24 protein-coding genes and 1 pseudogene are annotated in these 26,517 nt (G+C 73.4%); 4 read left to right on the top strand and 21 right to left on the bottom strand.

The features are described 5' to 3' along the window. The first annotated feature begins 58 nt into the window (after positions 1 to 58). The gene (locus ABD954_RS18110; RefSeq protein WP_345487075.1) at positions 59 to 1,117 is read left to right on the top strand and encodes a hypothetical protein; all 1,059 of its coding nucleotides are present in this window, start codon (positions 59 to 61) and stop codon (positions 1,115 to 1,117) included. On the opposite strand, the gene ABD954_RS18105 is transcribed toward ABD954_RS18110, so the two are convergent. Further along, a complete protein-coding gene (locus ABD954_RS18105; protein WP_345492262.1) occupies positions 1,118 to 1,600 on the bottom strand; it encodes a GbsR/MarR family transcriptional regulator in 483 nt (160 codons plus the stop codon). It abuts the gene before it with no gap. A 72-nt stretch (positions 1,601 to 1,672) separates the two neighbouring features. On the opposite strand from ABD954_RS18105, the gene ABD954_RS18100 reads away from it, so the two are divergent. Next, a complete protein-coding gene (locus ABD954_RS18100; protein ID WP_345487074.1) occupies positions 1,673 to 2,620 on the top strand; it encodes an ABC transporter ATP-binding protein in 948 nt (315 codons plus the stop codon). Continuing rightward, a pseudogene (locus ABD954_RS18095) lies at positions 2,617 to 4,193 on the top strand (ABC transporter permease). Before ABD954_RS18100 ends, ABD954_RS18095 begins: the two are co-directional and overlap by 4 nt. A 74-nt stretch (positions 4,194 to 4,267) precedes the next feature. Here the strand turns inward: ABD954_RS18095 and ABD954_RS18090 are convergent. From ABD954_RS18090 to ABD954_RS18005, 18 genes are all read right to left on the bottom strand, one after another. Then, complete coding sequence (locus ABD954_RS18090; RefSeq protein ID WP_345487073.1) at positions 4,268 to 5,500, bottom strand: cytochrome P450; 1,233 nt, start codon at positions 5,498 to 5,500, stop codon at positions 4,268 to 4,270. 27 nt (positions 5,501 to 5,527) lie between these two features. Then, positions 5,528 to 6,190 (bottom strand): response regulator, encoded by a 663-nt coding sequence (locus tag ABD954_RS18085; RefSeq protein WP_345487072.1) that lies wholly within the window; start codon positions 6,188 to 6,190, stop codon positions 5,528 to 5,530. Beyond that, a complete protein-coding gene (locus ABD954_RS18080) occupies positions 6,187 to 7,542 on the bottom strand; it encodes a sensor histidine kinase (RefSeq protein ID WP_345487071.1) in 1,356 nt (451 codons plus the stop codon). Before ABD954_RS18080 ends, ABD954_RS18085 begins: the two co-directional genes overlap by 4 nt. 363 nt (positions 7,543 to 7,905) lie before the next feature. Continuing rightward, positions 7,906 to 8,775: an alpha/beta hydrolase gene (locus tag ABD954_RS18075; RefSeq protein WP_345487070.1), complete on the bottom strand. Its 870-nt coding sequence runs from the start codon at positions 8,773 to 8,775 to the stop codon at positions 7,906 to 7,908. Between the two features lie 149 nt (positions 8,776 to 8,924). Beyond that, the gene (kynU, locus tag ABD954_RS18070) at positions 8,925 to 10,139 is read right to left on the bottom strand and encodes a kynureninase (protein ID WP_345487069.1); all 1,215 of its coding nucleotides are present in this window, start codon (positions 10,137 to 10,139) and stop codon (positions 8,925 to 8,927) included. After that, positions 10,132 to 10,992, bottom strand: coding sequence for a tryptophan 2,3-dioxygenase (locus ABD954_RS18065; RefSeq protein ID WP_345487068.1), 861 nt, complete (start codon positions 10,990 to 10,992; stop codon positions 10,132 to 10,134). Before ABD954_RS18065 ends, kynU begins: the two co-directional genes overlap by 8 nt. A 109-nt stretch (positions 10,993 to 11,101) precedes the next feature. Further along, complete coding sequence (locus ABD954_RS18060) at positions 11,102 to 11,914, bottom strand: DUF3152 domain-containing protein (RefSeq protein ID WP_345487067.1); 813 nt, start codon at positions 11,912 to 11,914, stop codon at positions 11,102 to 11,104. A 243-nt stretch (positions 11,915 to 12,157) separates the two neighbouring features. Then, a complete protein-coding gene (locus tag ABD954_RS18055) occupies positions 12,158 to 12,571 on the bottom strand; it encodes a DUF3151 domain-containing protein (protein ID WP_345487066.1) in 414 nt (137 codons plus the stop codon). A 15-nt stretch (positions 12,572 to 12,586) separates the two neighbouring features. After that, entirely contained in the window at positions 12,587 to 14,116 is a 1,530-nt protein-coding gene (locus ABD954_RS18050; protein ID WP_345487065.1) for an MFS transporter, read from the bottom strand. 81 nt (positions 14,117 to 14,197) lie between these two features. Further along, a complete protein-coding gene (locus ABD954_RS18045) occupies positions 14,198 to 16,186 on the bottom strand; it encodes a WD40 repeat domain-containing protein (RefSeq protein ID WP_345487064.1) in 1,989 nt (662 codons plus the stop codon). A 148-nt stretch (positions 16,187 to 16,334) separates the two neighbouring features. Continuing rightward, positions 16,335 to 17,492 (bottom strand): MalY/PatB family protein, encoded by a 1,158-nt coding sequence (locus tag ABD954_RS18040; RefSeq protein WP_345487063.1) that lies wholly within the window; start codon positions 17,490 to 17,492, stop codon positions 16,335 to 16,337. Between the two features lie 84 nt (positions 17,493 to 17,576). Further along, positions 17,577 to 18,599 (bottom strand): class II fructose-bisphosphate aldolase, encoded by a 1,023-nt coding sequence (gene fbaA / locus ABD954_RS18035; RefSeq protein ID WP_345487062.1) that lies wholly within the window; start codon positions 18,597 to 18,599, stop codon positions 17,577 to 17,579. 222 nt (positions 18,600 to 18,821) lie between these two features. Continuing rightward, the gene (pyrE, locus tag ABD954_RS18030; protein ID WP_345487061.1) at positions 18,822 to 19,361 is read right to left on the bottom strand and encodes an orotate phosphoribosyltransferase; all 540 of its coding nucleotides are present in this window, start codon (positions 19,359 to 19,361) and stop codon (positions 18,822 to 18,824) included. A gap of 24 nt (positions 19,362 to 19,385) precedes the next feature. Then, entirely contained in the window at positions 19,386 to 20,177 is a 792-nt protein-coding gene (locus ABD954_RS18025; RefSeq protein ID WP_345487060.1) for an aldose epimerase family protein, read from the bottom strand. A gap of 43 nt (positions 20,178 to 20,220) precedes the next feature. Then, positions 20,221 to 21,126 carry an SRPBCC family protein gene (locus tag ABD954_RS18020; RefSeq protein WP_345487059.1) on the bottom strand — a complete coding sequence of 302 codons (906 nt, stop codon included), beginning with the start codon at positions 21,124 to 21,126 and terminating at the stop codon, positions 20,221 to 20,223. 124 nt (positions 21,127 to 21,250) lie between these two features. Next, complete coding sequence (locus ABD954_RS18015) at positions 21,251 to 23,044, bottom strand: spermidine synthase (protein WP_345487058.1); 1,794 nt, start codon at positions 23,042 to 23,044, stop codon at positions 21,251 to 21,253. A gap of 122 nt (positions 23,045 to 23,166) precedes the next feature. Next, entirely contained in the window at positions 23,167 to 23,685 is a 519-nt protein-coding gene (locus ABD954_RS18010) for a DUF2617 family protein (RefSeq protein ID WP_345487057.1), read from the bottom strand. Positions 23,686 to 24,022: 337 nt separating this feature from the next. After that, the gene (locus ABD954_RS18005; protein WP_345487056.1) at positions 24,023 to 24,211 is read right to left on the bottom strand and encodes a hypothetical protein; all 189 of its coding nucleotides are present in this window, start codon (positions 24,209 to 24,211) and stop codon (positions 24,023 to 24,025) included. Positions 24,212 to 24,365: 154 nt separating this feature from the next. Here ABD954_RS18005 and ABD954_RS18000 point away from each other — a divergent pair, with 154 nt between their 5' ends. Beyond that, positions 24,366 to 25,538, top strand: a complete 1,173-nt coding sequence (locus ABD954_RS18000; RefSeq protein ID WP_345487055.1) for a pyridoxal phosphate-dependent aminotransferase — start codon at positions 24,366 to 24,368, stop codon at positions 25,536 to 25,538. A 74-nt stretch (positions 25,539 to 25,612) separates the two neighbouring features. On the opposite strand, the gene ABD954_RS17995 is transcribed toward ABD954_RS18000, so the two are convergent. Together ABD954_RS17995 and ABD954_RS17990 are read right to left on the bottom strand one after the other, a co-directional pair. Further along, positions 25,613 to 25,963 carry a hypothetical protein gene (locus ABD954_RS17995; RefSeq protein ID WP_345487054.1) on the bottom strand — a complete coding sequence of 117 codons (351 nt, stop codon included), beginning with the start codon at positions 25,961 to 25,963 and terminating at the stop codon, positions 25,613 to 25,615. After that, positions 25,960 to 26,445 (bottom strand): prevent-host-death family protein, encoded by a 486-nt coding sequence (locus ABD954_RS17990; RefSeq protein WP_345487053.1) that lies wholly within the window; start codon positions 26,443 to 26,445, stop codon positions 25,960 to 25,962. Before ABD954_RS17990 ends, ABD954_RS17995 begins: the two co-directional genes overlap by 4 nt. Between the last annotated feature and the right edge of the window lie 72 nt (positions 26,446 to 26,517).

The raw sequence follows: 26,517 nt of genomic DNA, 5'->3' as shown, positions 1-26,517 counted from the left end.
AGCTGGTCATGTCCTGGTCATGGCCTAGGCTGCCCCGGGGCTTCGAGGGGGGATCTTCATGGGCGGGGACAAGGACGGCGCCGCGTTCGACGTGCCGGGGACGCCGGAGGCGCTGGGGCGCTACCGGGAGCGGGCACGCGGCTGGGTGATCGGCGGGGTGCTGGCCCTCGCGGTGGCGGCCTGGCAGCTGGCGCACCGGTGGGGCACCCTCTGGGGCCCGGTGGTGGCGCCCGTCTTCCTGGTCCTCGGCCTGGCCGCCTGCGCCGTGGGGCTGCGTTCGCTGTCCCTCGGCCGCCGGATGGAACACGCCCTGAGGTCCTGGCCCTGGGCCGCTCACCCGGCCGTCCTGGTGCCCCTCGGGCCGTACGGGACGGGTGTGGTCCTGACCGGCCCCGACGGGGCGGAGCCCCAGCCCCTGCTGGTACGGGCGCTGCCGTGGCGCCGGCGCCTCCTGCGGACGGCGCCCGGCGGCGAGCTGTGGTGGTGCGGCGTCCCGGGCCGGGGCGGGGTCCTGACCGCGCGCCGCGGCGGCGGACCGCTCTGGGCGGAGCCCGTACTCGGCGGGAGGACCCGGAACCGGCTCCTGGGCCGGACGGCGGCGGGTCCCGGTCCGGACGCCGCCGAGCCGCCCGCCGCGGATCCGGCGCGGGGACGGCGGCGCAAGGGGCGGTGGCGCTGGGTCGTCCTGGTGGGCCTGCTGGCGCTCGGCTTCGCCCGGCTCTGCACGGAGTCGGCGAAGGAGGACCCGAGGGTGGAGGTCCTCGTCCTCGACCGGGGCCCCGGTGACAGCTGCACGGTGGCGTGGACGGACCCGGTCGACGGCAGGCCGAAGTCGGGGCCGTTCCGGTGCGCACCGGCCCCGGAGCCCGAGCCCGGCCTGTGGCCGGAGCCGTACGAGGACCGGCAGACCGCTTACGTCGTCTCGTACGGGCCCTGGGAAGGCGAGCTGTACAACGCGCGGCGGGAGGGGACGAGCGCCTTCCGCGACGCCGAGGCCCTGCGCGTCCTGGGGGCGGTCACGCTTCTGGTGGGGCTGGTCGGCGGTACGGCCGGCCTGGTGACCCGGCGGCGGCTTGCCGGGCGCACGGCCGTCACCCCGTCGGGGGTCTCCCGCTAGCTAGGCGGAGCCCTCCGCTTCGCTCTCCTTGCGGGCGCGCCAGCGGTCCATGACTCCGGCGATCTCGTCGTGGAGGAAGGCGAAGAACTCGGCGGTCTCGGCCGTGCGGCGGCCGGCGGGAGTGTCGGGGCCGAGGACGTCGGCGCCCTCGCGGAGGACCTTCTCCCAGCGGGCGAGGACCTGGTCCCGACGGGTGAAGGTCTCGTACCAGAGCTCGTTGTGGAGCACGTAGCGGTCCCGGCGCGTGCCGGGTTCGCGTTCGCGGCTGACCATGCCGACCTGGGTGAGGTAGCCGATCGCACCGGAGACGGCGGCCGGGCTGATCCGCAGACGCGCTGCGAGTTCGGCCGAGGTCAGGGAACCGGTCTCGGAGGCGAGCAGGGCCGCGAAGACGCGGCTCGCCATGCGCTGCATGCCGGCGGCGGTCATCTCGGCCGCGAAGCGCTCCACGAAACGGGCTACGGCCTCGTCGTTCGTCGTCATCTCACTCACCCCTCCGACTTTATACGCTTCCTTAACTTCACAAATTTGTGAAAGGAGCGTAATTTGAAAAACATGACGAAGGCAATCAGCATCGCCGGGCTGCACAAGACGTTCGGCCGCACGCACGCGCTGGACGGCCTCGACCTCGCGGTGGAGACCGGCGAGGTCCACGGCTTCCTGGGGCCCAACGGCGCCGGGAAGTCCACCACCATCCGGATCCTCCTCGGGCTCCTGCGGGCCGACTCCGGCACCGCGATGCTGCTCGGCCGGGACCCCTGGGCCGACGCCGTCGAGCTGCACCGGCGGCTCGCGTACGTCCCCGGCGACGTCACCCTGTGGCGCAACCTCTCCGGCGGCGAGGTCATCGACCTCTACGGGCGCCTCCGTCAAGGCGGCGGCGCGAAGCGCGTCGGGCAGGGGGGTGGCGGGCGACGGGCGGACGGCCTCGACCGGCGGCGGCGCGACGAGCTGATCGAGCGCTTCGAGCTCGACCCCACCAAGAAGGGCCGGACCTACTCCAAGGGCAACCGGCAGAAGGTGGCGCTCGTCGCCGCGTTCGCCGCCGACGTCGACCTGCTGGTCCTCGACGAACCCACCAGCGGCCTCGACCCGCTGATGGAGGAGGTCTTCCAGAACTGCGTCAACGAGGCCAGGGAACGCGGCACGACCGTCCTGCTGTCCAGCCACATCCTCAGCGAGGTCGAGACCCTCTGCGACCGCGTCAGCATCATCCGCAAGGGCCGCACGGTCGAGTCCGGCACCCTCTCCGAGCTGCGCCACCTCACCCGTACCAGCGTCACCGCCGAACTCGCGGGGCCCCCGAACGGCCTCGCCCGCCTCCCCGGTGTCCACGACCTGGACGTGCAGGGCAACCGCGTGCGGCTCCAGGTCGACACCCACCAGCTCGACGCCGTGCTCAGGTCGCTCACCGCGTCGGGCGTGCGGAGCCTCACCTCCACCCCGCCCACCCTGGAGGAGCTCTTCCTCCGGCACTACGCGGAAGAGGCGGCCGCGTCATGAGTACGTCCGAACTGACCGCCACCGGAGCCCTCACCCGGCTCGCCCTGCGCCGCGACCGGCTGGTGCTGCCGGTCTGGGCCCTGCTCACCGGCGGCATGGTAGCCAGTGGCGCCGAGTCCCTGGAGGGCTTGTACGGCACCGCCGGGCAGCGCGCCGAGCTGGCCGCCTCCATGAACGCCAACAGCTCGATGCGCTCGCTCTACGGGCCGGTCCTCGACGACTCCCTCGGCGGCCTGGTCGCCTGGCGGTTCGGGACCATCGCCGCCGTCCTCGCCGCTGCCATGAGCCTGATCATCGTGGTCCGGCACACCCGCGAGGAGGAGGAGACCGGTCGGCAGGAGATGCTGTCGGCCGCCGCCGTGGGCCGCCGCGCCCCGCTGACCGCCGCCCTCCTGACCGCCCTCGCCGCCAACGCCGCCCTCGCCCTGATCGTGACGGCCGGACTCGCCGGCCAGGGCGCGGCCGGGGCGCTCGCGCTCGGCCTCGCGATCGGCGCCACCGGCATGGTCTTCGCCGGCGCGGCCGCGATCGCCGCCCAGCTCACCGAGAGCGCCCGGCTCGCCAAGGGCCTGACGGCGGGTGTCCTGGGTCTGGCCTTCGTCCTGCGGGCGGCCGGCGACGCCGGGAACGCCGCCGGGGACTCCGTCCTGACCTGGCTCTCCCCGATCGGCTGGGCCGGGCACGTCCGCGCCTTCGCCGGCGAACGCTGGTGGGTGCTCCTGCTGCCCGCCGCCGCCGCCCTGGTGCAGACGGCCGTCGCGTACCGCCTGACCGCGCGCCGCGACCTCGGCATGAGCTTCCTGCCGACCCGGCCGGGTCCCGCCGACGGACGGCTCGCGACGGCGGGCGCGCTCGCCTGGCGGCTCCAGCGCGGCACGCTGTTCGGTTGGTCGGCCGGCTTCCTGCTCGGCGGACTCGTCTTCGGCGGCATGGTCGAGGGCGCGGCCGACATCGTCGGCGACAACGAGCGGGCCCGGGAGATCTTCGAGCGGATGGGCGGCCAGGCCGCCCTCACCGACGCCTTCCTCGCCACCATGGTCGGACTCTTCGGCATGGTCGCCGCCCTGTTCGCGGTCGGCTCCGTGCTGCGGCTGCACGGCGAGGAGACCTCGCAGCGCGCCGAACCCCTCCTCACGGCTGCCGTCGGCAGACTGCGCTGGGCAGCCGGTCACCTGGTCATCGCGTTCGCCGGGCCGGCGCTGATCATGCTGCTCGCCGGGCTCGGCCTGTACGGCGGACACGGCGAGGCCCTCGGCCCGGTCCTGGGTGCCGCGCTGGCCCAGCTCCCCGCGATCTGGACTCTGGCGGGCCTCGCGGTCCTGCTGTGGGGGGGGCCGTCCCGAAGGCCGCCGTGGCCGGGTGGGGCGTGGCGGGCGTCTGCCTGGCCCTCGGCTGGATCGGCCCGGCACTCGGCCTGCCGCAGGCGGTCCTGAACCTCTCGCCCTTCGGCCACCTGCCCAAGCTGCCGGGCCAGGAGACGGCCTGGACCCCGCTCCTCGCCCTCACCGCCCTCGCCGCCGCCCTGGTCGCGGCGGGGCTCGCGGGGCTGCGCCGCCGGGACATGGCGAGCTGACCGTCCCACCGGTGAGACACCCCGAGGGCACGGCCGACGCACCGGCCGGGCCCTCGGCCCTCACACCCCGGCCCTCACACCTCCACCATCAGCGACTCGAAGCCCCTGATGACGTAGCCCGGCTTCCACACCGGCTCGGCCGCGAGCCGCATCCCCGGCGCCCGGCGCAGCAACTCGCCGAATACGGCCGTCAGTTCAAGGCGGGCGAGCGGGGCGCCGAGGCAGTAGTGGATGCCGGCGCCGAAGGAGACGTGGGGGTTGTCGGCGCGGGTGAGGTCCAGCCGGCCGGCGGTCGGGCCGAAGCGGGCGGGGTCGCGGTTGGCGGAGCCGAAGAGCAGGGCGACCTCGGAACCGCGCGGGATGACCTGGCCGTCGATCTCGATGTCGTCCAGGACCCAGCGCTCGAACATCTGGAGCGGGGTGTCGTAGCGCAGAATTTCTTCCACAGCTGTGGACAACTTCTCGGGATGCGCGGCGTCCGGGCGGACGCCCTCCTTCAGCAGCCGCCACCAGCCGTTGACCGTGGTGTTCACGGTGGCTTCGTGGCCGGCGTTCAGGAGCAGCACACAGGTGGAGATCATCTCCTGCTCCGTCAGCTCCGCCACGCCGATCAGCGCCGAGATCAGGTCGGCGCCGGGCTCCTTGCGACGCCGGGCGATCAACTCCCTGAGGTAGTCGGAGAATTCGACCGCCGCACGGACCGCGCGGCGAGCCGTCTCCTCCGACGGGTTCAGCTCGAACATCCCGCAGATGTCCGCCGACCAGGGCCGCAGCCGCCCGCGCTCCTCCTCGTCCTCGGGGATCCCCAGCATCTCGGCGATCACCGCCACCGGCAGCGGCGCGGCCACCACCGCGAGCAGGTCGCCGCCGCCCGCCGCGACCAGCTCGCCCACCAGACCGGCAGCGAGGCGTCGTACGGCCGGCGCCAGGTCCTCCACCGTCCGGGGCGTGAACGCCTTCGACACCAGGCGCCGGATCCGGGCGTGGTCGGCCGCCTCCAGATCGAGCAGCCCGTGGTCGTTGAGGGTGTGGAACGGCTCGTGGGCGGCCGGCGGGGCCTCGCGCCCGAACTCCTCGTGGGTGAAGCGGTGCGTGTACGTACGGCCCAGGCGCCGGTCCCGGAGCAGCGCCGACACGTCCTCGTGGTGCGGGATCAGCCACTGGCGGGTGGGGGCGAACCAGTGGGCGCGGCCGGTGGCGCGCAGGCGCGCGTAGGCGGGATAGGGGTCCGCCACGAACTCCGGGGACCAGGGGTCGAAGGGGGCGTCAGGGGCGTCAGGGGCGTCAGGGGCGTCGACAGCGTCCATGGACGGACGCTACCCCCGCGGCCTCCGTCATCCACCGACCCGCACCAGCCGCGCCTCGTACGCGAAGACCGCCGCCTGCGTCCGGTCGCGCAGCCCCAGCTTCACCAGGATCCGGCTCACGTGCGTCTTGATGGTCGACTCGGCGACGACGAGGTGGTCGGCGATCTCGGCGTTGGACAGGCCCTGCGCGATCAGCACCAGGACCTCGGTCTCGCGCTCGGTCAGCTCCCCGATCTGCGCCATCGCGGGCGGGCGGGGCGCGACGGCCGCCGACCTGGCGAACTCGGTGATGAGCCGCCTGGTGACGGTCGGGGCGAGCAGCGCCTCACCGGCCGCGACCACCCGGACGCCCTCCGCGAGCTGCCGGGCCGAGGCGTCCTTGAGCAGGAAGCCGGAGGCCCCGGCGCGCAGCGCCTGGTACACGTACTCGTCCAGGTCGAAGGTGGTGAGGACCAGCACCTTCGCGTCGGCGTCGGCCGCGACGATCTCGCGGGTGGCGTCGATGCCGTTGAGCTCGGGCATCCGGATGTCCATCAGGACCACGTCGGGGCGCAGCGCGGCGACCTGGGCGACGGCCTCGCGGCCGTTGACCGCCTCGCCGACGACCTCGATGTCCGGCATGGCGCCGAGCAGCACGGAGAAGCCCTCGCGGACCATCATCTGGTCGTCCACGATCAGCACACGGATCACGGCCGCGACTCCTCTCGCGTCTCGCCGCGCGGCTCGTCACGGACCTCGTCGCGGGCCACGGGGACGAAGACCGTGACCTCGTAGCCCCCGTCGGCGGACGGCTCGGCGGTCATCTCGCCGCCCAGCATGGCGACCCGCTCCCGCATGCCGGTGATGCCGTGGCCGGCGCCCGGGGACGCCTTGACCAGGCCGCGGGCCGGGCCGTTCGCGATCCTGAGGCCGAGACCGCCGAGGACGTGGCTCACCTCCACCTTCGCGGCGGCGCCGGGCGCGTGCCGCAGCACGTTCGACAGGGCCTCCTGCACGATCCGGTACGCCGAGAGCTCCACGCCCTGCGGCAGCTCCCGCACCGATCCGGTGACCGTGAGCTCGACGGCCAGCCCGGCGTCCCTGACGTTGGCGACCAGACCGTCGAGGTCGGCGAGCGTCGGCTGCGGCGCGTCGGGCGCCTCGTAGTCCTCGGCCCGTACGACCCCGAGGATGCGGCGCAGCTCGGTCAGCGCGGCCACCGCGTTCTCACGGATGGTGACGAACGCCTGCTCCAGCTCCGGCGGCGGGTTCTCCACCCGGTAGGGGGCGGCCTCGGCCTGGATGGCGACCACCGACATGTGGTGGGCGACGACGTCGTGCAGCTCGCGGGCGATGGTGGTGCGCTCTTCGAGCAGGGTCCGCCGGGACCGCTCGACGGCGGTCACCGACTGCTGGACGCTGACCTCGCGCGCGGCGTCGCGGCGGACCTGGCGCATGGCGACGACCAGCAGGAACAGCGCGGAGAAGAACAGCATCTGCGGGGCGTCCGAGCCGTAGCCGCCGAGGAGGACGGTGGCGAAGAGGGCGTAGGCGCCCGTCACCAGCCACATCCAGCCGGCGGTACGGGGCCGGGTGCGGGCCGCGACGACGACGAGCACGATGAGGTGGGCGCCGAAGGAGTTCGGCGACCACGGCCAGCCGTCGCCGTACCCGCTCGCGTACGCCAGGAAGGGGGTGGTGGCCAGCGAGGCCCAGAACGCGAGGACCGGGCGGACCAGGGTGAGCAGCACCACGACGGCGGGGACGCCCGCGTGGACCATCACCAGCAGGCCGATCGCGTGACGCATGCTCTCGTAGCCCATGAGGAAGACGATCAGCGCCAGGAAGGCGACGACGGCATGCGGAAGCAGGCCGGCGTGGACGCGTATCCGCCCCGGCAGGTGCCGGAGCAGGCCCCGCTCCACGTCCATGCGCGGCAGCGGGCGGTAGGCGAGGGCGTCGTCGAAGAGGTCCGCACGCAGACCGCCGAGCGCCTTCAGCGTCAGGCGGAGCTCGGGGCTGCGGCTCGATCCGGTGGTCTGGGTGTCGGTCACGCATGCCACCGTACGGGGGACCGGGGACGCGGTCGTCCGGCTGGATGCGGATCCTGCCGCGTCCCCCCTGAGTACTACGGGCCGCCGGGGGCCGTCAGCCGCGGGACGCGGCGGCGTGCTCGGCGGCCCCCTGCGGGAAGGTGCGCGCCGGGCGGCCGGTGACGCGAGGGGAGGACTTGCGGTCAGCTTCCGTCCGCTTCCTTCCGCGGCTCCCCGCTCCCTTCCGCGACTCTCCGCTCCCTTTCGCGGCTCCCCGCTCCCTTCCGCGACTCTCCGCTGCCTTCCGCGGCTCCCCGCTGCCTTCCTCGCGGCGCGGGTCCGGCCGGTTCTCCTCGGCGGCCTGGCACGTCCCGCCGGGTCCTCTCCGGCGCCTCAGAACGCCAGTTGCGCGATCTCCTCCGCGACCACCGCGCAGGCGTCGGCCGCCGGGTCGATCAGCGGGAAGTGGCCGACGTCCTCCAGGAGCGTCAGGCCGACCGTCTCGCCCGCCTTCGCCGCCGCCTCCACGTAGGCGTCCGCGACGGCGGCCGGGACGACGATGTCCTCGCGGCCCTGGACGACGGTCGTGGCGATGCCGGTGGGCAGGAGCCGGGACGGGTCGGCGAGGGCGGAGCGCTCGGCGAGACGGTCGGTGCCGCCGAGGAGTTGGGTCACCGCGCCGCCGCACACGTCCAGTTCCACGGCCCGGTCGAAGTGCGCGATCGGCGCCAGCGCCACCACGCCGCGCAGTTCCGGGGCGGCCGGCAGGCGCCAGGGCGAGCCGGCCGGCAGGACGTGGCGGGCGGCGGCCCACAGGGCGAGGTGGCCGCCGGCGGAGTGGCCGGTGAGGACGATCCGGCGGGTGTCGGCCTGCGGCAGGTGCGCGACGGCGAGGCCGGTCACCGCGTCCAGGGCCGCCGCCACGTCGTCGAAGGTCTCGGGCCAGCGGCCCGCGACCGGACCGGTCGCCCCCTGACGGGGGATGTCGCCGCCGCGCCGGTACTCGACGTTCGCCACGGCGAAGCCGCGCCGGGCCAGGAAGTCCGCGAACGGGGTCAGATGCCGCCGGTCGTACGGTGAGCGCCAGGCGCCGCCGTGCAGGGCGACGACCAGGGGCGCGGACGGGCTGCCGTCGCGCGGGGCGTAGAAGTCGACGACCTGGTCGGGGTGTGCGCCGTAGGCGGCGGAGGCGTCCGGGGCGACGGCCGGGTGCGAGAAGGCCGACGCTTCTTCGGCGGCGTCGCGCGCGGCGGGGTCCGGCATGCTGCTTCCAACCTCCTCGAACGGGGCCGATGTTGGCGAAGCCATCGGCCTGACCTGCGGGGACCGTACCAGGAGTACGGCACCCGCAGATCACGCGATCAGGAGATGATCCGACCGGGACCGGGCCCGGACCGTCTTCGGAGCGGGCGCTATCCCGCGGGGATGTCCCGCAGCACCTCGCCGAGGACCCGGGCCGCCCGCTCCGCGTCCGCGAAGCCGACGTACAGCGGGGTGAAGCCGAAGCGCAGCACGTCCGGGCGGCGCAGGTCGCCCACCACCCCGCGCCGGATCAGCTCCGCCATGACCGCGGGTGCCTCGGCGCAGCGCAGGGCGACCTGGCTGCCGCGCTCCGCGTGCGCCTCGGGGGTCACGGAGGTGACCCGGCCCTCGGGGGCGTAGGCCCGTACGCACTCCAGGAAGAAGTCCGTGAGGGCCAGGGACTTGGCCCGCACGTCCTCGATCCGGACCCCGTCCCAGACGTCGAGCGCCGCCTCGAGGGACAGCATCGACAGGATGTCGGGGGTGCCGACCCGGCCGCGCGGGGCGCCCTCGGCGGCCCGGTAGTCCGGGGTCATGCCGAACGGGTCGGCGTGCGAGTTCCAGCCGGGCAGCGGCGAGTCGAAGCGGGCCTGGTGGCGCTCGGCGACGTACAGGTACGCGGGCGCGCCGGGGCCGCCGTTGAGGTACTTGTACGTGCAGCCGACGGCCAGGTCGACGCCGTGCGCGTCCAGGCCGACCGGCAGGGCACCGGCGCTGTGGCACAGGTCCCAGACGGCGAGGGCCCCGGCCGCGTGGAGGGCGGCCGTGACGCCGGGCAGGTCCTGGAGCCGGCCGGTGCGGTAGTCGACGTGGTTGACGAGGGCCAGGGCGGTGCGCCCGGTGACCGCGCCGGGCATCTCGGCGGGGTCGAGGGGCACGATCCGGTGACCCGTCATGCGGGCCGCGGAGGCGGCGATGTACCCGTCCGTGGGAAAGGTCGTCGCGTCGACGAGGATCTCGTCCCGGTCCCCGCCCGCGAGGCGGGTGGCCGCGACGACCGCCTTGAAGACGTTGACGCTGGTCGAGTCGCCGACCACGATCTGCCCGTCGGCGGCGCCGACGAGCGGTGCGATCCGGTCGCCGATCCGCTCGGGGGCGGTCCACCAGCCGGACTCGTCCCAGGAGCGGATGCGCAGCTCGCCCCACTGGCGGGTGATGACGTCGGCCATGCGGGCGGGGACGTGGGCGGGCAGCGCGCCCAGCGAGTTGCCGTCGAGGTAGACGGTGTCGTCGAGGGCGAACTTCTCCCGGTGCTTGGCGAGTTCGTCTGCGGCGTCGAGGCGCGCGGCCTCGGCGGTGTACGCGGCCGTGGAGGTGTCAGACATGGCTGCGCGCCGTCCACAGCTCGGGGAACACGTTCTTCTGCGCCCGCTTCTCCAGCCAGGCCACGCCTGCCGAGCCGCCGGTGCCGGTCTTGGCGCCCATGGCGCGCCGGGTGGCCACCAGGTGGTCGTTGCGCCAGCGCCAGACGAGCTCGGCGACGTCGCTCAACGCCTCGCCGAGCCGCACGAGTTCGGCGTTCTGGTCGGGGTCGGCGTAGATCCCGGCCCAGACGCGCTCGACCTCGGCGTTCGGCTCGTAGCGCAGCGACGGGTCGCGGTCGAGGACCTCGGCGGGCACGGGCAGGCCGCGCCGGGCGAGCAGCCGCAGCGTCTCGTCGTAGAGGCTGGGCTCCTGGAGCGCCTTCTCCAGCTCGGCGTGGACGCGGGGCGCGCCGCGGTGCGGCACCAGCATGGAGGCCGACTTCTCGCCGAGCAGGAACTCCATGCGCCGGTACATCGCCGACTGGAAGCCCGATCCCTCGCCGAGGGCGCCGCGGTAGGCGTTGAACTGGGCGGGGGTGAGCTGGGCGAGCGGCCGCCAGGAGTGGTTGAGGGCCTCCAGCTCGCGGACGGAGCGCTTGAGCGCGTCCATGGCGACGGGCAGGTCGTCACGGCGCAGTGCGTGGCTCGCGGTCTCCCACTCGTGGACGATCACCGTGAACCACAGCTCCATGACCTGGGTGGTGACCAGGAAGACCATCTCGCCCGGGTCGTCCGAGCGCAGGTGCTGGAGGTGGGTGAGGACGTCCGCCTGGACGTAGTCCTCGTACGGCGTCGTGCCCGCGAAGTCGAGGTTCGGCGCGTCGGCGGACGCACCGGCTCCGGAGGCATCGGGAGAACCTGGGAAGGTCGACATTTCTGTCTCCTCGATACGTACTACCGGGTAGCGGTCCGCTCCTTCCGTGTGACGACGGAGCCCCGGTCCCCTCGGGAGGCGGGCGTCGTCGCGCGCGCTCCCACGCGCATCATGACACGATCGGCCCGGTGATGTAGATCCCTTCTTCGTCATACGGATACGCGTTCGAGCGGCAGCCGTGGAGCCCCTTGATCTGCTGCATCATGACGGGCGCGGGCTTTCCCGGCCCGGGGCAGCCCATGTGCTGCCGGATGCCGATCTCGTGCCCGACCTCGTGGTTGATGATCAGGTGCCGGTATTCGGAGGCCGGTCCGGCGAAGGTCGGCGAGCCGAGCAGCCAGCGCTTGAGGTTGACCACGACGCCGGAGGTGGTCTCGCAGTTCAGCTCGCCGCGGGTGTTCAGGCCGCCCGCCGCGCACAGCCGGTCGGCGGTGTCGGGAGTGGCGATCCGGATGACGAAGTCGGCGTTCTCGCTGACCAGCTGGAAGCGGCCGCGGCCGTGCGCGGCCCAGCCGCGCGGGTGGGCCAGGATGCGCTGGATCTCCTCGGCGGCCTCACGGGCGGACACGTCGATGCCGTCCTCGACCTGCACGCGGTAGCGGCGCAGCGAGCCGGTGGTGCCGACGGCGTCGCCGGTGGCACGGGCGGTGGTGAAGGTGCCGGCGCCGGACCGGGGCACCACGGTCTTCTTCGGCGTGGGCACGGGGGGCGGCGGTTCCGGCTTCCGGGAGGGCGTGGCGGGCCGTGCCGGCGGCGCGGGCGGGACCGTGGCGGTCCCGTGGCCCGGACCGGCGGTCGCCGGAGCCGGGGTCGGGGCGGGAGCGGCGGCGTCGGCCCGGCCGTTGTAGTGGGCGAGCGCCGCCCCGCCGCCGAGCGAGACCAGCGCGAGGGCGAGCGCGGAGAGGACGAGCCGCCCCGCCACCCCCCGTTTGCCCCGTCTTCTCCCTTTCCGGCGACTTCCCGTCGCGGCCCGCTTCCCCAAGACAGTTCCCCCCTGCACGCGGTCCGAAGGATCGTACCGGCGCTTCGAACGCGCTCGAACAGCGCGGGGAGTGCCTGTCCGGAATGCCCCCGCCACGAGGACGGGGGCCTTCCGGCCGGATCAGCGGGCGTCAGCGGGGGCCGGTGAAGGCCGGTGAGGGCGGGTGAGGGCGGGTGACGGCCCTCAGCCCAGCGTGTCCGCCGCCGTCTGCGAGGAGTCCCGCAGGAAAGTGGTGCAGCGCTCGTACTCGTCCTTCTCGCCGATCTCGCCGGCCGCCCGGGCCAGCGCGTGCAGGGCGCGCAGGAAGCCGCGGTTCGGCTCGTGCTCCCACGGCACCGGGCCGTGGCCCTTCCAGCCGTTGCGGCGCAGGGCGTCAAGGCCCCGGTGGTAGCCGGTACGGGCGTAGGCGTACGACTCGATCACGCGCCCGCCCTCGTACGCGTCGTCGGCGAGCTGCGCCCAGGCGAGCGAGGAGGTCGGGTACTTCGCCGCGACGTCGGCCGGTGCGGCACCGCTCGCGAGCAGCTCGCGCGGCTCCGGGTCGTCGGGCAGGTGGGTGGGGGCCGGTCCCCCCAGCAGGTTCTCGTGGATGGCCATGGGCCCCAGTCTGCCTCAGCTCCCGCCGTCCGGGCCGCCGGGCGGCGCGGGCCGCTCCCCCGGACCGCCGGGCGGGGCCGGGCGCCCTCCGGGCGGGCCGGGCCGGGCCTCCCGCGCCCGGCCCGGGTCCAGCGGCGGAGCCGTCACCCCGCAGTGCACCCGGCACTCGGGATGGCAGCCCGCCCGGGCCGGGACCCGCAGCGTGAACCAGGCCAGCACCGCTCCCGCCACCAGGACCCCGGCACAGATCGGCATCGCCCGCCGGAAGGTGGCGCCGAACTCGGCCGCCGAGCGGTACGCCTCCGGTCCCGTGCCCGCGAGCAGCGGCAGCGCGGCGACCGCGACCAGGCCCGCCGCCCGGGCCGCCGCGTTGTTGATGCCGCTCGCCAGGCCCGCCCGGGAGACGTCCACGGAACCGAGCACGGCCGCCGTGAGCGGGGCCACCAGGACGGTCATGCCGAGACCGAGGACGAGCAGGGCCGGCAGCACGTCCAGGGCGTACGAGGCGTCCGCACCGGCCCGCAGCATCAGCAGCATCCCGGCCGCGCACAGCAGCGGCCCCACGGTGAGCGGCAGCCGCGGGCCGGTCCGCTCCCCCAGCTCCCCGGCCTTCGCCGAGAGCAGCAGCATCAGGACCGTCGTCGGCAGCAGGGCCGTACCGGCGCCGAGGGCCGAATAGCCGGAGACCACCTGGAGCTGGAGGGCCGCCAGGAAGAAGAAACCGCCGAACGCCGCGTACACGCACAGCGTCACCAGGTTCACCGCCGTGAACAGCCGGGAGCGGAAGATCGACGGCGGCACCATCGCGTCCTCGCCGCGCCGCCGCTCCGCCGCCACGAACCAGGCACCGAGCAGCACCCCGGCCGCGCCGGCCCACCACGCCTCGCCGATCAGCGCGTACGTCACCAGCGCGAGCGCCGACGCCCCGAGGACCGCGCCCGGCACGTCGAAGCGGCCGTGCGCCGCCTCGTCCCGCGACTCGGGCACGTGCCGCAGCGCCACCGGCACGCACACCAGCGCGAGCGGCACGTTCAGCAGGAACACCCACCGCCAGCCGGGGCCGTCCACCAGCCAGCCGCCGACGAACGGGCCGACCGCCGCGCCGACCCCGCCGAAGCCGGACCACAGGCCGACCGCCCGGGCCCGGTCGTCCGGGTGGAAGCTCGCCTGGATCAGCGCGAGCGAACCGGGCGTGAGCAGCGCCCCGCCGACCCCTTGGAGGGCGCGGGCGGCGATCAGCACGCCCGCGTCCGGGGCGAGCCCGCACAGCAGCGAGGCGGCCGCGAACCACACGGTGCCGACCACGAAGACCCGCCGCCGCCCGTACCGGTCGCCGAGCGCCCCGCCGAGCAGGATCAGACCGGCGAGGGTGAGCATGTAGGCGTTGACGGTCCACTGCAGTCCGGCCAGGTCGGCGCCCAGGTCCTCGCCGATGTGGGGCAGGGCGACATTGACGACGGTGGAGTCGAGCAGCGCCATCCCCGAACCGAGGACGGTCGTGAACACGATCCACCGCCCGGTTCCCGAGGCGAGCCGGATGTCCATGCCTGCATGGTCCCGCGCACGGCGAGGCCCCGCCCACCGGAACGGCGGACGGGGCCCTCACCCGTCAGGGTGCTGCACGGCTCAGCGCGTGAAGTTGAAGTACTTCCACGGGCCGTAGGAGGTGGCGTTCACGTTGTCGCCCGCGGCGCCGTCGATGTAGGCGGAGCGGATGCGGAACTTGTGGCCCGCCAGGACCGGGTCGCCGTCGAAGCGCACGTACGACCTGCCGTACCGGTCGAGCAGGAAGAACTCCGGCCCGAGGTCACGCCAGGCACCGGAGTACCACATCTGGGCGTCCAGACGGGTGCTGCGGTTCGGGTACGCGTTGTGCCAGGTGGTGATCAGCGCGTAGTCCGACGTGCGGTACGTCTGGTAGTACGTGGTGCCGATCTTGGTCCACTTGTAGTGGCGCGACAGCGAGGTCGTCACGCCGGCGCGGGTGTACGCACCGGACTTGGCCTGCGTCCAGGCGTAGCGGCCGTCACCGGCGAAGACCGCGGTGACCGTGGTGTCGCGGTTCATCCACATCGACGCGGACAGCTTGCCGACCGAGTTGACCGTGCCGCGCTTGAGCAGCCGCTTGGGCTCGGGGCCCCACGGGTCGGCCCAGATCTCGACGACGCGGTTCTTGTACGTCGGGCCGAGGGTGGCGGTGTACGTGAGGGTGGTGCCGTAGTTGACGGTGGTGCCGTTGCGGTCGAGCGTCAGCGCCGGCCGCAGGTGCGAGACCCGGACCAGGGCGGACCCGGCGGCAGCCGCGCGCTCGGCGTCGCCCGCGTACGCCACCTTGTACGTGACGCCGCCCGCGACGGTCGGAGTGTCGCCGAAGGAGAACGCGCCGTTCGCGCCGAGCGCCTTGGTGCCGAGCGACTTGCCCTGCGGGTTCTCGGCGTCGAAGCGCGTCACGGAGACGGGCGTGCCGGCCGGCAGCGCCAGGGTGGAGGCGACGGTGCCGGTGATGGTGAGCGGCTTGAGCACCGGCGCGGTGGCCGGGGCCTTGACGGTCACCGTCGGCAGCGACTTGGTCGGCTCGTCCAGAACGTGCAGGCGGACCGAGGCGTCGGAGTTGCTGGTCACCGCGAAGAGGCGACTGCCGCCCGGCTCCCAGGCGAGACCGCCGTGGGCCAGGCCGTCCCCGCCGCTGCTGCTGCCGGTGCCGGGGAAGTCGTACTGCCGGACCGAGGTCTTGTCCTGGGGCCGGTAGACGAAGACATCCTTGCCGTACGTCGAGTTGGAGCCCGCCGCGACGGTGCCGTCGGGCGCGACGGCCACGGCGGCACCGTGGTAGTCACTGGCGAGGGTGTTGACCTCGGCGAGGTCCGCGCTCTGGAAGACGTGGTGCGCGTTGCCGGGGTTGGCCGTGATGATCTGGCTGCCGTCCGGCGTGAAGGCCAGGTCGGTGGTGATGCCGGTCAGCGCGTTGTCGTTGCGTACGGTGCGGGTCGCCGTGCCCGTGGTCACGTCGTACGCCGCCAGCCTGAAGCGGTGGTAGTACGAGGACGCGGCGGCGATCGTGTTCGGATTGGCCGGCGAGACCACGAGCCTCGGGGCACCCGAGTAGTTCGTCTCGCTGTCCTGGGCCAGCGCCACGACCGGCTCGGTGCCGGTGAGGTCGAGCGAGCCGATGTCGCCCTTGTCGCCGTTTCCGTAACCGAACCAGATCTTGCCGCCCGCGAGCACGAGGTGCTGCGGGTCGGTTCCCTCACCGGTCGCGTAGCGAGCCTTCTCGGTGACCGTCTCGGTCTCCAGGGTGACGACGGCATCCGCGCCCGGAACGGCCGCGTAGAGCTGCGTCGAGTCCGCGGAGAGCGCGAGGCCCGTGACGCCCGGCAGGCCGGTGGCGGTGCTCAGCACCCGGCCCGCGTAGTCGGTCGCGACGACCTTCCCGAGGTACGGGTCGCTGATGAAGATCTTCTGGTGGACGCCGTCCACCACCATGTCGCCCACGGACGACACCGGCAGGGCGACGCTGCTGTCCGCAGCAGCCGAGCCCGCCGTACCCGCGACCAGTGCCGCGGAGCTGAAGAGGACCGCGAGCGAGGTCGCGGCCGAGAGAGTGCGCTTACGCACGATGAAGAGACCCCCCAAAAATGGCCTCCGGCCCCCAGAAACGGGGCACGGTGATGCGCAGCCTAGATCACGCCCCGGACACCGCGCCTCCCGGTATCCGTCAACGCGTCAACTTCAGGAAAGTCGATAACTCAGCCAGGTCGTCGCATCATGTCCGCAGCCGTCCCGCCGCCCTCACCAGTGCGGCCACGCCCCGCTCGGCCTTGGCCCGGGAGCAGCCGACGTTGAGCCGGACGAAGCCCGGGGTGCCGTAGACGCCGCCCGGCATGACCGCGACCTTCTCGGTCCTTACGAGCTCCTCCTGGAGGGCGGTCTCGTCGATGCCCAGCGGACGCAGGTCGATCCAGGCGAGATAGCCGGCCTGCGGCGGGGCCCAGCGGACGTCCGGGAGGCCGGCGGCGAGCCGCTCGCGGACCAGGTCCATGGTGCCGGCGACGTACGCCCGCAGCGCGTCCAGCCAGGGCGCGCCGTGACGGTAGGCGGCGATGTGGGCGGTGAGGGACAGCACGGCCGGGGAGGCCAGGCCCTCGCCGGTCTCCATGCGGCGGACGAAGGCGGCCCGCTCGTCGGGGTCGCCGAGGAAGCCGTACGAGCCGGAGAGCGCGGGAAAGTTGAAGGCCTTGGTGCCGGAGGTGACCAGGGCCCAGCGCCGGCCGCGCCCGGATTCGGTGATCGCCGTCCACGGCACGTGGCGGTGGCCCTCGGCGGTCAGGTCGGCGTGGATCTCGTCGCTGACGACGGCGGCCCCGTGCCGCTCGGCGAGCCGGGCGAACTCCTTCAGCTCCTCCTCCCGCCACACCCGGCCGGTCGGGTTGTGCGGGGAGCAGAGCAGCAGCATCCGGCTGTCGGGCCGGGCCAGCTCGTGTTCCAGGGCCTCCGTGTCGCCGACGGGGACGCCGCGCAGGTCGCGGCCGAGGCCCGTGACCGCCTTGCGGAAGCCGTCGTAGGTGGGGGTGTGGACGACGACGCCGTCACCGGGCTCGGTCCACATCCGGAGCAGCTGGGAGAGCTGGTTGAGCACGGAGGGCGCGTAGACCATGGCCTCGGGGTCGACGGCGGTGCCGTAGCGGGTGGCGTACCAGTCCCGTACGGCCTCGCGGAACTCGCCGAGCCGCCAGTCGGTGTAGCCGAAGACCCCGTGGTCGACCCGCGCGCGCAGGGCGTCGAGGACGGCCGGCGGGGAGGCGAAGTCCATGTCGGAGATGGTGAAGGGCAGCAGGTCGGGGACGCCGAAGCGGTCCGCGACGCCGTCCCACTGCACCGACCAGGTGCCGCGCCGGTCCGTCTCTCGGTCGAAGTCGAACACCCTGCCTCACTTCCGGATACGACGACGGGCCCGGCACCACTCTCGTGGTGCCGGGCCCGTTCGCACAACCGCGCGAGGCGGCGCTTACTTCAGCTTCTGACCGGCCGAGCGGAGCGCGGCGCAGGCCTCGGCGACCCGCTGGGCCATGCCGGCCTCGGCGAGCTTGCCCCAGGTGCGCGGGTCGTAGGTGGACTTCTTGCCGACCTCGCCGTCGACCTTCAGGACGCCGTCGTAGTTCTTGAACATGTGGTCCGCCACCGGACGCGTGAAGGCGTACTGGGTGTCGGTGTCGAGGTTCATCTTCACCACGCCGTTCTCGATGGCGGTGGCGATCTCCTCGGCGCTGGAGCCGGAGCCGCCGTGGAAGACGAAGTCGAACGGGGACGCCTTGCCGTACTTCTCGGCGACGCCCGCCTGGAGGTCCTTGAGCAGCTCGGGGCGGAGCACGACGTTGCCCGGCTTGTAGACGCCGTGGACGTTGCCGAAGGAGGCGGCCAGCAGGTAGCGGCCCTTCTCGCCCAGGCCCAGGGCCTCGGCGGTGCGGATGGCGTCGTCGACGGAGGTGTACAGCTCGTCGTTGATCTCGTGGCTGACGCCGTCCTCCTCGCCACCGGTCGGGGTGATCTCGACCTCGAGGATGATCTTGGCGGCGGCGGCCTTGGCGAGCAGCTCCTGCGCGATGGACAGGTTGTCCGCGAGGGTCTCGGCGGAGCCGTCCCACATGTGCGACTGGAAGAGGGGGTTCACGCCACGGGACACGCGCTCGGCGGAGATCTCGAGCAGCGGGCGGACGTAGCCGTCCAGCTTGTCCTTCGGGCAGTGGTCGGTGTGCAGCGCGACCGTGATGTCGTACTTCGCGGCGACGATGTGCGCGAACTCGGCCAGGGCGACGGCGCCGGTGACCATGTCCTTGTTGTGCTGGCCGCCCAGGAACTCGGCACCGCCGGTCGAGATCTGGATGATGCCGTCGCTCTCGGCCTCCGCGAAGCCGCGCAGCGCGGCGTGGAGCGTCTGGGACGAGGTGACGTTGATGGCCGGGTAGGCGAACTTGCCTGCCTTCGCCCGGTCGAGCATCTCGTTGTAGACCTCGGGGGTTGCGATGGGCATTCGTCCGCTCCTTGTGATGTGCGGGGGTGTGCGTTGCTTGTCCCTGACCATGGGGGCGACGTCATCGTCGCCCCCATCCTTCCAGACTCTTCTGCGCACTCCCACAGGCACTACGCGACGAGGGATGGAGTGTTTCACGTGAAACACTCCACCCCTCGGCAAAACAGCAGGTCAGGCCCCGTTTGGGCCCGGTCCGGCAGCTACGTCACGACTTCGCGGCGGTTACGCCAGCCCGAGATCCGACAGCTCGTAGCCGGTGAGGTACGGCAGCCCCGCCTCGGCGATGGCCCCGGCGGCGCCCCGGTCCACGATCGTGGCCACCGCGACGACCTCGCCGCCGGCCTCCCGCACGGCCTCGACGGCGGTCAGCGGCGAGCCGCCGGTGGTCGAGGTGTCCTCGACCACCAGGCAGCGACGGCCCTTGACGTCCGTCCCCTCGATCCGGCGCTGCATGCCGTGCGCCTTCTGCGCCTTGCGGACGACGAAGGCGTCGAGGCGCTGACCGCGCGCGGCGGAGGCGTGCAGCATCGACGTGGCGACCGGGTCGGCGCCCAGGGTGAGCCCGCCCACGCAGTCGAAGTCCAGGTCGGCGGTGAGGTCCAGCATCACCTGGCCGACCATCGGCGCGGCCTCGCCGTCCAGCGTGATCCGGCGCAGGTCGATGTAGTAGTCGGCCTCACGACCCGACGAGAGGGTCACCTTGCCGTGCACCACGGCCTTGTCCTTGATCTGCTGGAGCAGCTCAGCGCGTACGTCAGTCATGCGCACGAGCTTAAAGCCGGCCGCTCACAGCCGCCGCCAGGCCCAGGTCGTCTCGACCTCCAGCGGGTCGATGGGGGTGACCAGGCGCGGGAGGGTGTTGAGGCCGTTCGGGGGGCCGGACTGCGGCTCGACGCAGACCGCGTCCGCCGGCTCGTCGTAGACCACGACCCACTCGGCCCGGCTGGTGAGCCGCAGCTGGAGCTCGCCGGGCCAGGTGAGGGTGAAGTCGACGCCGCCCGGCATGCCGAAGCAGTCGTCCCAGGGGCGCGGCGTCGGGTCGATCCGGCGGCCGGTGGGCAGGTGGTTCTCGCCGCGCTCCTCCTGCCAGGCGGGGCTGAAGTCGAGCTCCACGTCCGGGCCGCCGAGACTGCGGCGGAACCAGGGGTGCCAGCCGGCCTGCGCCGGGAAGGAGTCCCGGGCCGTCTCGACGCCCAGCCGGAGGGTGAGCGCGTCCTCGGTCAGCTCGAAGACCTGGGTGACCAGGCCCTCGTACGGCCACGGGTCGGTCAGCTCGGTGGTGAACGCGGCCGTCGTCGCGGTGACCTCGGCGGTCTTCCACGCCACGTCCCGGACGGTGCCGTGGAGGGCGTGCGGGGCCGCGTGCTCGCTGACGGGCAGCTGGTGGACGGTGGCGCCGTCACGGAAGCGCCCGTTCTCGGTCCGGCCGGCCCAGGGGGCCATCACGAAGGACCCGTACCGCGCTCCCTGGAGCAGCAGTTCGGTGCCGCCGATGCGGAGGCTGTCGATGCGGCAGCCGTGCTCCGGGTCGATCGTCACCTCGGCCTCGCCGGCCGTCAGTCGCGTCAGATTGCTCACGACCCGACCATAGGCGATGCCCCGCCGCCGTCGTGGCGGATCGTCAGCGGCGGCGCCGCAGCGCACGGCCGACCACGACCGCGGAGGCGATGGCGAGGGCGGCGGCCGGGGCGATCCAGCGCAGGGTGGCCGTGGCGCTGGAGCTCTCGGCGGCCGGGACGGGGGCGTAGCGGCCGCGCGGCGGGGCGTGGTCGACCTCCTCCGCGCTCCTGCCGATCATGGTCCGCCGGGCGTGCGCGGCCTCGGCGGGCTGACGGCCCGGGACGAGGTCGTCCTCCTCGTCGCCGTCGTCGAAGGGCGCGTCGAGAGGACCGTCGGCGGCGTCGGCGTCCGCGTCGAAGGTCTCGTCGGCCAGCGGGTCGAGGGAGGGCAGCGGGACGGGGGTGTCGAAGACGGAGGGACGGCCGGGCTCCTCCACGCCGTCGTCGACGCCGTCGTCGTCGCTCGCCGCCTGCGCCTCGGCCTCGCGTGCCTCCGCCTGTGCCTCCGCCTCGCGTGCCTCGGCGGCCATCTCGGCCTCCACGTCCGCGACGGCGACCAGCGCCTCGGCGAAACGGTCCAGCAGCCGGGCGCCCGCCGTGGCGCGGGCCTCGGTGTCGGTGTCCGCGAGCCGGCCGGTCGCCGTCACCTCTCCGGTGAAGCCGATCGTGGTGCCCTCGGACACGGGGGAGAGCGCGACGGTGAGGGTCAGCGCGGCCGTGCCCTTGCCCCGCACCTCCGTGCCCTCGCCCTCGACCGCGAAGCGCCCGTCGCGCTCGGCGATCCGCAGCGCCCCGCGGTAGGTGATGGTGTTGCCGCCGATCCGGACCTTCAGACGGCCCGCGAGCGGGCCGTCCTCCCCTTCGGCGTCCTGCTGGAAGCCGGGCACACAGCGCGCGACCCGGGCGGGGTCCGTCAGCGTGGCGCGCAGGACCTCGGCCGGGACCGGGACGAACACCTCATGCTCCATGGGAACCGAGCCTACTCAGCCGGGGCCCGCGCGTCGCCTGTCACGCGCACTCGCCGCGGCACCGCCGCCCCGCCGCCCCGCGGCGCCCTCGGCGACGGTGCCGCCCCCGCCGCGACGGTGCGGTTCAGTACCGCGGGTGTACCAGCGTCGACGGCGGCAGCCCGGTGGCCGCTGCCGTGCGGGTGCGTTCGACGTGGGTCTGGGCCGAGGTGAGGACGTCGGGGGTCAGGAAACGCAGCCGGGGGGCCTGCGGGGCCAGGGCCAGGGCGGGGGGCCTGGCTCCGGGTGCGGCGAGCAGGAAGCCCCACTCGCCCCTCGCCCCGGCCGGGCCGTCCGGGGAGCGGCCGGTCCGGTCGGGTCCGGCGGACGGGCCCGTCACCCGGCCGCCGGCTCCGTAGGGGCGGGTGGCGAAGCCCGCCGCCCGCAGGGTCGCGTCGACGGTCCAGTAGGTGTGGGGACGGGCGGCCGCCGACCCGGCGTGGACCACGAGCCGCCCACCGTCGGCGAGGGCGCCCGCGGCCAGCCCGTAGAACTCCTCGGAATAGAGCTTGGCGCCGGCGGTGACGCCGGGGTCGGGGAGGTCGGAGATCACCACGTCGTACCGTTCCTGCACGGGCCGGGAGCGGCGCAGCCAGCGAAAGGCGTCCCCGTGGGCGACGGTCACCCGCGGGTCCCGGAAGGCGTACCCGTTGAGCGCGGACAGGCCGGGATCGGTGCGGGCGAGGGAGACGACGCCGGGGTCGAGTTCGACGACGGTGACCGCGCGGACGTCCGGGTAGCGCAGCACCTCGCGGGCGGCGAGGCCGTCGCCGCCGCCGAGGATCAGCACGCGGGCGCGCCGGCCGTTCATCGCGGGGTGCACCAGGGCCTCGTGGTACCGGTGCTCGTCCTGACCGCCGACGCGCAGCCGGCCGTCCAGGAACAGGTCGGGAGGCCCGCCCCGCTCTCCGGTGACCACCACTTCCTGGAGCTCCGTGCGCAGGGCGACCCGGATGCTGTCGCCGTACACCGCCCGGCGCGCGGCCCGCTCGAAGTCGTCGACGAGCACGGTCGCGGTGGCGAGGACGGCGAGCACCGTGACGTTGACGGTGATGAGCAGCGCCCGCGAGCGGGCCGTCAGGTCGTGCCGGAACAGCCACAGCACGAGGCCGCCGCCCGCCACCGCGTTGACCGCACCGGTGACGAGCGCGCCGGTGAGCTGCCCGAGCCAGGGCAGCAGCAGGAACGGGAAGGCGAGCCCGCCGACGAGCGCGCCCACGTAGTCGGCGGCGAAGAGGTCGGCGACCGTCCCGGCGGCGTCCTGCTGCTCCGGCCGGTCCTGCCCGTCACGCTCCTCCCGCCCGTCACGCTCCTCCCGCCCGTCACGCCCGTCCTGCCCCTGACGCCCGTCCTTTCCGCGATCCCCCTCCGGCCGCTGACGCCGGTCGGGCAGGCCGGGCCCGCCCGGCCCGGGGCCCGTGGGCGGCTGGGCCGAGCGGGCCGACTCCGCCCGCTGGATGAGCGACATCAGCAGCGGAATCTCCGCCCCGATCAGCACCCCGATGGCTAGGGAGAACGCCACCAGCACGTAACGGGACTCGCCCAGCCAGGCGAAGGCCGCGTACAGCACCATCGCCGAGCAGCCGCCGAGCAGCGCCAGGCCGCCCTCGACCAGGCCGAACCCGACCGCGGCACGGCAGCGCAGCCGCTTGGCGAGCAGCGAGCCGACCCCCATCGCGAAGACCATGACGGACAGCACGACGGATGCCTGGGTGACCGAATCGCCGATCAAATAGGAAGCCAGGGCGACCAGTTCGAGCTCGTAGACCAGTCCGCAGGCGGCGCAGACGAAGACCACCGCGAGCACCGGATACCGCACCGCACCGGGCCGCGCCGCCCGCTCGGTCGGCAGGGTCGGGGGCACGGGCGGGTCGGTCATGCCGTAACGCTACGTCAGGCATGAATCGCTCCCTGTCACCCGCACGAGTGCACCTGAGGCATGTGTACGCCCCGCCGGGGCACCACGGCACCCCGGCGGGCCGGCGTCAGGGGGTCAGGGGGTCAGAGCGTCGCGGGCATCCGGGCTCCGATCCGGGTTCTGGTCACCACCAACTGCCCTTCCTGCGGGTACGCGTGCCAGGTGCGCCAGCGCACCTGACCCTCGTGCCGGTGCGCCAGCATCGCCGTGAAGGCGTGCGGCGATCCGGGGAAGGTCCCCGCCAGACCGTGGGGGTGGTCGGCGACGAGGGCCAGGAGCTCCTGCGCGCGGCCCGCGAACGAGCCCTGGTTCAGGTTCTCGACGCGCGCCGCGAATTCGTACTCCCACTCGCCCACCCGCTTGGACACGCCCAGCGGCAGCGGTGTGCTGCTGCCGGGCATGCAGGCGACGGTCTCGGAGCAACTGCGGTCCGCCTCCTCCAGGAGCACCTGGTGGGAGGCACCGAGCAGCCGCAACTGCAGCTTGGCTCCGGCGAGTTCGAGGTCGAGCACGGCGAGCGCGGGCAGCGGATCGCGCCCCAGCGCCCAGGCCAGGTCGGCCGCGCGCGTGTCGGTGTAGGAGGTCTTCAGGGTCGTGAGCATGGGTCGGCTCCGCAAACACGGTTTGACGGGTGGGCCGGGGGCGTCCCGGTGAAGGCTTTCGACCGGGAGTGGGGATCGCCGGCTCGGGTCCACACACGGTCCGAGGGCTGGATGTTCTCGACAGCGAGGGAATCATGAACCGTGGGCAGCTCGCTGTGTTTTTACCCAACTTGACGTGGTTTCCATCCCCTAGGGGGCTCTTGAGTTCAACTGTTCAGTGGGAATCGGGCGTGTGGCTCCCGATCCACGTCAACACCTGTTCCCGCGCACGGTGTTGCGGGGCCGCCCCGTCAGCGGCCCCGCGCCCCCGCGCCGTCTCGGTCGCCCCGCGCGCCCTTCAGTCGCCACCCCCGCCGCCGCAGCCGCCACCGCCCCCGCAGGACGAGCCGCAGCCGCCCCCGGAGGAACCCCCGCTCGACCAGCCGCCGCCCCCGCCCCGGCGCCGCCGGCGGGAGCCGCCGCTCACCGCCGACGCGAAGCCGATGACCACCAGGGCGCAGATCACCACGATCACTACCGCTTCCATGTGTCCCCCGTACGTGAGTCCGTATCCGTCGTCCGGACCGCCGTCCGGTCCGTTATCCGGTGACTTGGGAGCCTTTCGCGCTCCGTGCCAGGGGGATGCCCGTCCCGCCGCGCGGCCAAAGCGCACTTGAGCAAGTCCAGAGCTTCGCCGGAGGATGACCGGCATGACACGACCGCTGCTCAATCGCCGGCTCGCGGAGTTCGGGACGACGATCTTCGCCGAGATGTCCGCGCTGGCCGTCCGGACCGGTTCGATCAACCTGGGCCAGGGCTTCCCGGACACCGACGGCCCCGAGGAGGTCCGCGAGGCCGCCGTCCGGGCACTGCGCGACGGCCGGGGCAACCAGTACCCGCCGGGCCCTGGCGTCCCCGAGCTGCGCACCGCCGTCGCCGCCCACCAGCGGCGCTTCTACGGCCTGGACGTCGACCCCGACACGGAGGTCCTGGTCACGGCGGGCGCGACGGAGGCGATCGCGGCGACGCTGCTGGCGCTCCTGGAACCGGGCGACGAGGTGATCGCCTTCGAGCCGTACTACGACTCGTACGCGGCCTGCATCGCGATGGCCGGCGGCCGGCGCGTCCCCCTGACGCTGCGCGCCCCCGACTTCCGCCCCGACCTGGACGCCCTGCGGGACGCGGTCACGGACCGCACCCGGCTGCTGCTCCTGAACTCCCCGCACAACCCCACGGGCATGGTCCTGTCCCGCGAGGAACTGACGGCGATCGCCGAGCTCGCGGTGGAACGGAACCTGCTGGTCGTCACGGACGAGGTCTACGAACACCTGGTGTTCGACGGCGAACACGTCCCGCTGATCTCGCTGCCCGGCATGCGCGAGCGCACGGTCCGCATCTCCTCGGCCGGCAAGTCCTTCTCCTTCACCGGGTGGAAGGTCGGCTGGGTCACCGCGGCCGCGCCGCTGCTGTCGGCCGTCCGCTCGGCGAAGCAGTTCCTGACGTACGTGTCGTCCGGCCCGTTCCAGTACGCGGTGGCCGAGGCGCTGGCGCTGCCCGACGCGTACTTCACGGGCTTCCGTGACGGGCTGGCCGCCAAGCGCGAGCTCCTCTCCGCCGGTCTGGCGGAGGCGGGATTCGAGGTCTACCGCCCCCAGGGCACGTACTTCGTCACCACGGATGTCGCCGCGCTCGGCGAGAAGGACGCCCTCGCCTTCTGCCGCTCGCTGCCCGAGCGCTGCGGCGTCGTCGCCGTCCCCAACTCCGTCTTCTACGACGACGAGAAGGCCGGTCGCACCCAGGTCCGCTTCGCGTTCTGCAAGCGGACGGGTGTGCTGGAAGAGGCGGTCGAGCGCCTCGGTCGGCTGACTCACTGAGCGCGAGCCGGACGAACGTGCAGGCACAGGGCCCGGCCCTTCGGCCGGAGCCCGTGCTGTACGGGAACTACGAGCTACTCGGTGTCCTTGGGGTGCCGGGTGGATGCATAGACCAGGATGACGGTCGACGTCTCGGGGCTGACCAGGTAGCGCACGCGGGCGCCACTCGTCACCTCGAACTCCCATTGCTCCAGCGCCGAGCCCTTCCACTCCTTGGTGGCGAGCCTCCCGCGTAACTGGTGCTGACGGTTCCAGTTGTCACGCGACAGCGGGTCGGTGCGCAACGCCTCCAGGCATCGGTGAGCGCTGGGCAGTGCAGCGCGGCACAGCTCCTCCCACCCCGTCACCGCCTCCGTGGTCCCGAAGACCACGTTCCAGCCGCTCAGGGGTGGGACACTGACACGATCGCCCTTCTTCGGGCTCACCCGCCCACCTCGACCGGCCCCAGGTCATCCCCGTCGAGCGGACGCTGAGCTTCCTTGAGCTGCTCCGGATCAGCGTTGATACGAGCCGTCGCCCTCCAGGACACCAGCGCACGGTGCACGGCCTCCCGAGCACCCAGCTCCGCCGCGTCGGACAGAGCTTCCAGGAGTTCCACGGTGAAGGCGCGCATCTCCTCGTCGTCCAGGTGCCGCACCCACGGGAAGACGTCGGGCAGAGCCAGCAGAAGCGACCGGGCCCCGTCATCGTGCTTCATGAGCGCGAGGAAGAGTCGGGACGCCGTCGTGAGGTTCTCCTCGGTGCGCTCCGCGTGCACGGCCGTCGTCAGCACCATGTCGGGTGCGTCCCGGTGCGTGACGCGCAGAGCTCCGAGGGCGGCGGCCCGGGCGGCTACGGCCTTCGGGTTTCTCGACAGATCTGTGAACGAAACCGACTCGGGCTCGGCTCCCAGGTAAGCAAGGCTCATGCTCGGATTGTACTCAGACTGCATTCTGAGTGGCACAGTTCATGGGCACTCCGCGCTCATGCCGTGCCCCTC

The sequence above is a fragment of the Streptomyces roseoviridis genome, assembly GCF_039535235.1.
Taxonomy (GTDB): domain Bacteria; phylum Actinomycetota; class Actinomycetes; order Streptomycetales; family Streptomycetaceae; genus Streptomyces; species Streptomyces roseoviridis.
The sequence above is the reverse complement of the archived record's forward strand: the minus strand, read 5'-3'. Positions and strand labels throughout refer to the sequence as shown.

Bases quoted from the DNA above. Each gene is read 5' to 3' on its own strand.
- ABD954_RS18075 (WP_345487070.1), bottom strand. From the start codon at position 8,775: ATGCCGGACCCCGCCGCGCGCGACGCCGCCGAAGAAGCGTCGGCCTTC.
- ABD954_RS18020 (WP_345487059.1), bottom strand. From the start codon at position 21,126: ATGGAGCATGAGGTGTTCGTCCCGGTCCCGGCCGAGGTCCTGCGCGCC.
- ABD954_RS17990 (WP_345487053.1), bottom strand. From the start codon at position 26,445: ATGAGCCTTGCTTACCTGGGAGCCGAGCCCGAGTCGGTTTCGTTCACA.
- ABD954_RS18065 (WP_345487068.1), bottom strand. From the start codon at position 10,992: ATGTCGACCTTCCCAGGTTCTCCCGATGCCTCCGGAGCCGGTGCGTCC.
- ABD954_RS18000 (WP_345487055.1), top strand. From the start codon at position 24,366: ATGACCGGCATGACACGACCGCTGCTCAATCGCCGGCTCGCGGAGTTC.
- ABD954_RS18110 (WP_345487075.1), top strand. From the start codon at position 59: ATGGGCGGGGACAAGGACGGCGCCGCGTTCGACGTGCCGGGGACGCCG.
- ABD954_RS18100 (WP_345487074.1), top strand. From the start codon at position 1,673: ATGACGAAGGCAATCAGCATCGCCGGGCTGCACAAGACGTTCGGCCGC.
- kynU (WP_345487069.1), bottom strand. From the start codon at position 10,139: ATGTCTGACACCTCCACGGCCGCGTACACCGCCGAGGCCGCGCGCCTC.
- ABD954_RS18090 (WP_345487073.1), bottom strand. From the start codon at position 5,500: ATGGACGCTGTCGACGCCCCTGACGCCCCTGACGCCCCTGACGCCCCC.
- pyrE (WP_345487061.1), bottom strand. From the start codon at position 19,361: ATGACTGACGTACGCGCTGAGCTGCTCCAGCAGATCAAGGACAAGGCC.
- ABD954_RS18015 (WP_345487058.1), bottom strand. From the start codon at position 23,044: ATGACCGACCCGCCCGTGCCCCCGACCCTGCCGACCGAGCGGGCGGCG.
- ABD954_RS18105 (WP_345492262.1), bottom strand. From the start codon at position 1,600: ATGACGACGAACGACGAGGCCGTAGCCCGTTTCGTGGAGCGCTTCGCG.
- ABD954_RS18010 (WP_345487057.1), bottom strand. From the start codon at position 23,685: ATGCTCACGACCCTGAAGACCTCCTACACCGACACGCGCGCGGCCGAC.
- ABD954_RS18055 (WP_345487066.1), bottom strand. From the start codon at position 12,571: ATGGCCATCCACGAGAACCTGCTGGGGGGACCGGCCCCCACCCACCTG.
- fbaA (WP_345487062.1), bottom strand. From the start codon at position 18,599: ATGCCCATCGCAACCCCCGAGGTCTACAACGAGATGCTCGACCGGGCG.
- ABD954_RS18050 (WP_345487065.1), bottom strand. From the start codon at position 14,116: ATGGACATCCGGCTCGCCTCGGGAACCGGGCGGTGGATCGTGTTCACG.
- ABD954_RS18005 (WP_345487056.1), bottom strand. From the start codon at position 24,211: ATGGAAGCGGTAGTGATCGTGGTGATCTGCGCCCTGGTGGTCATCGGC.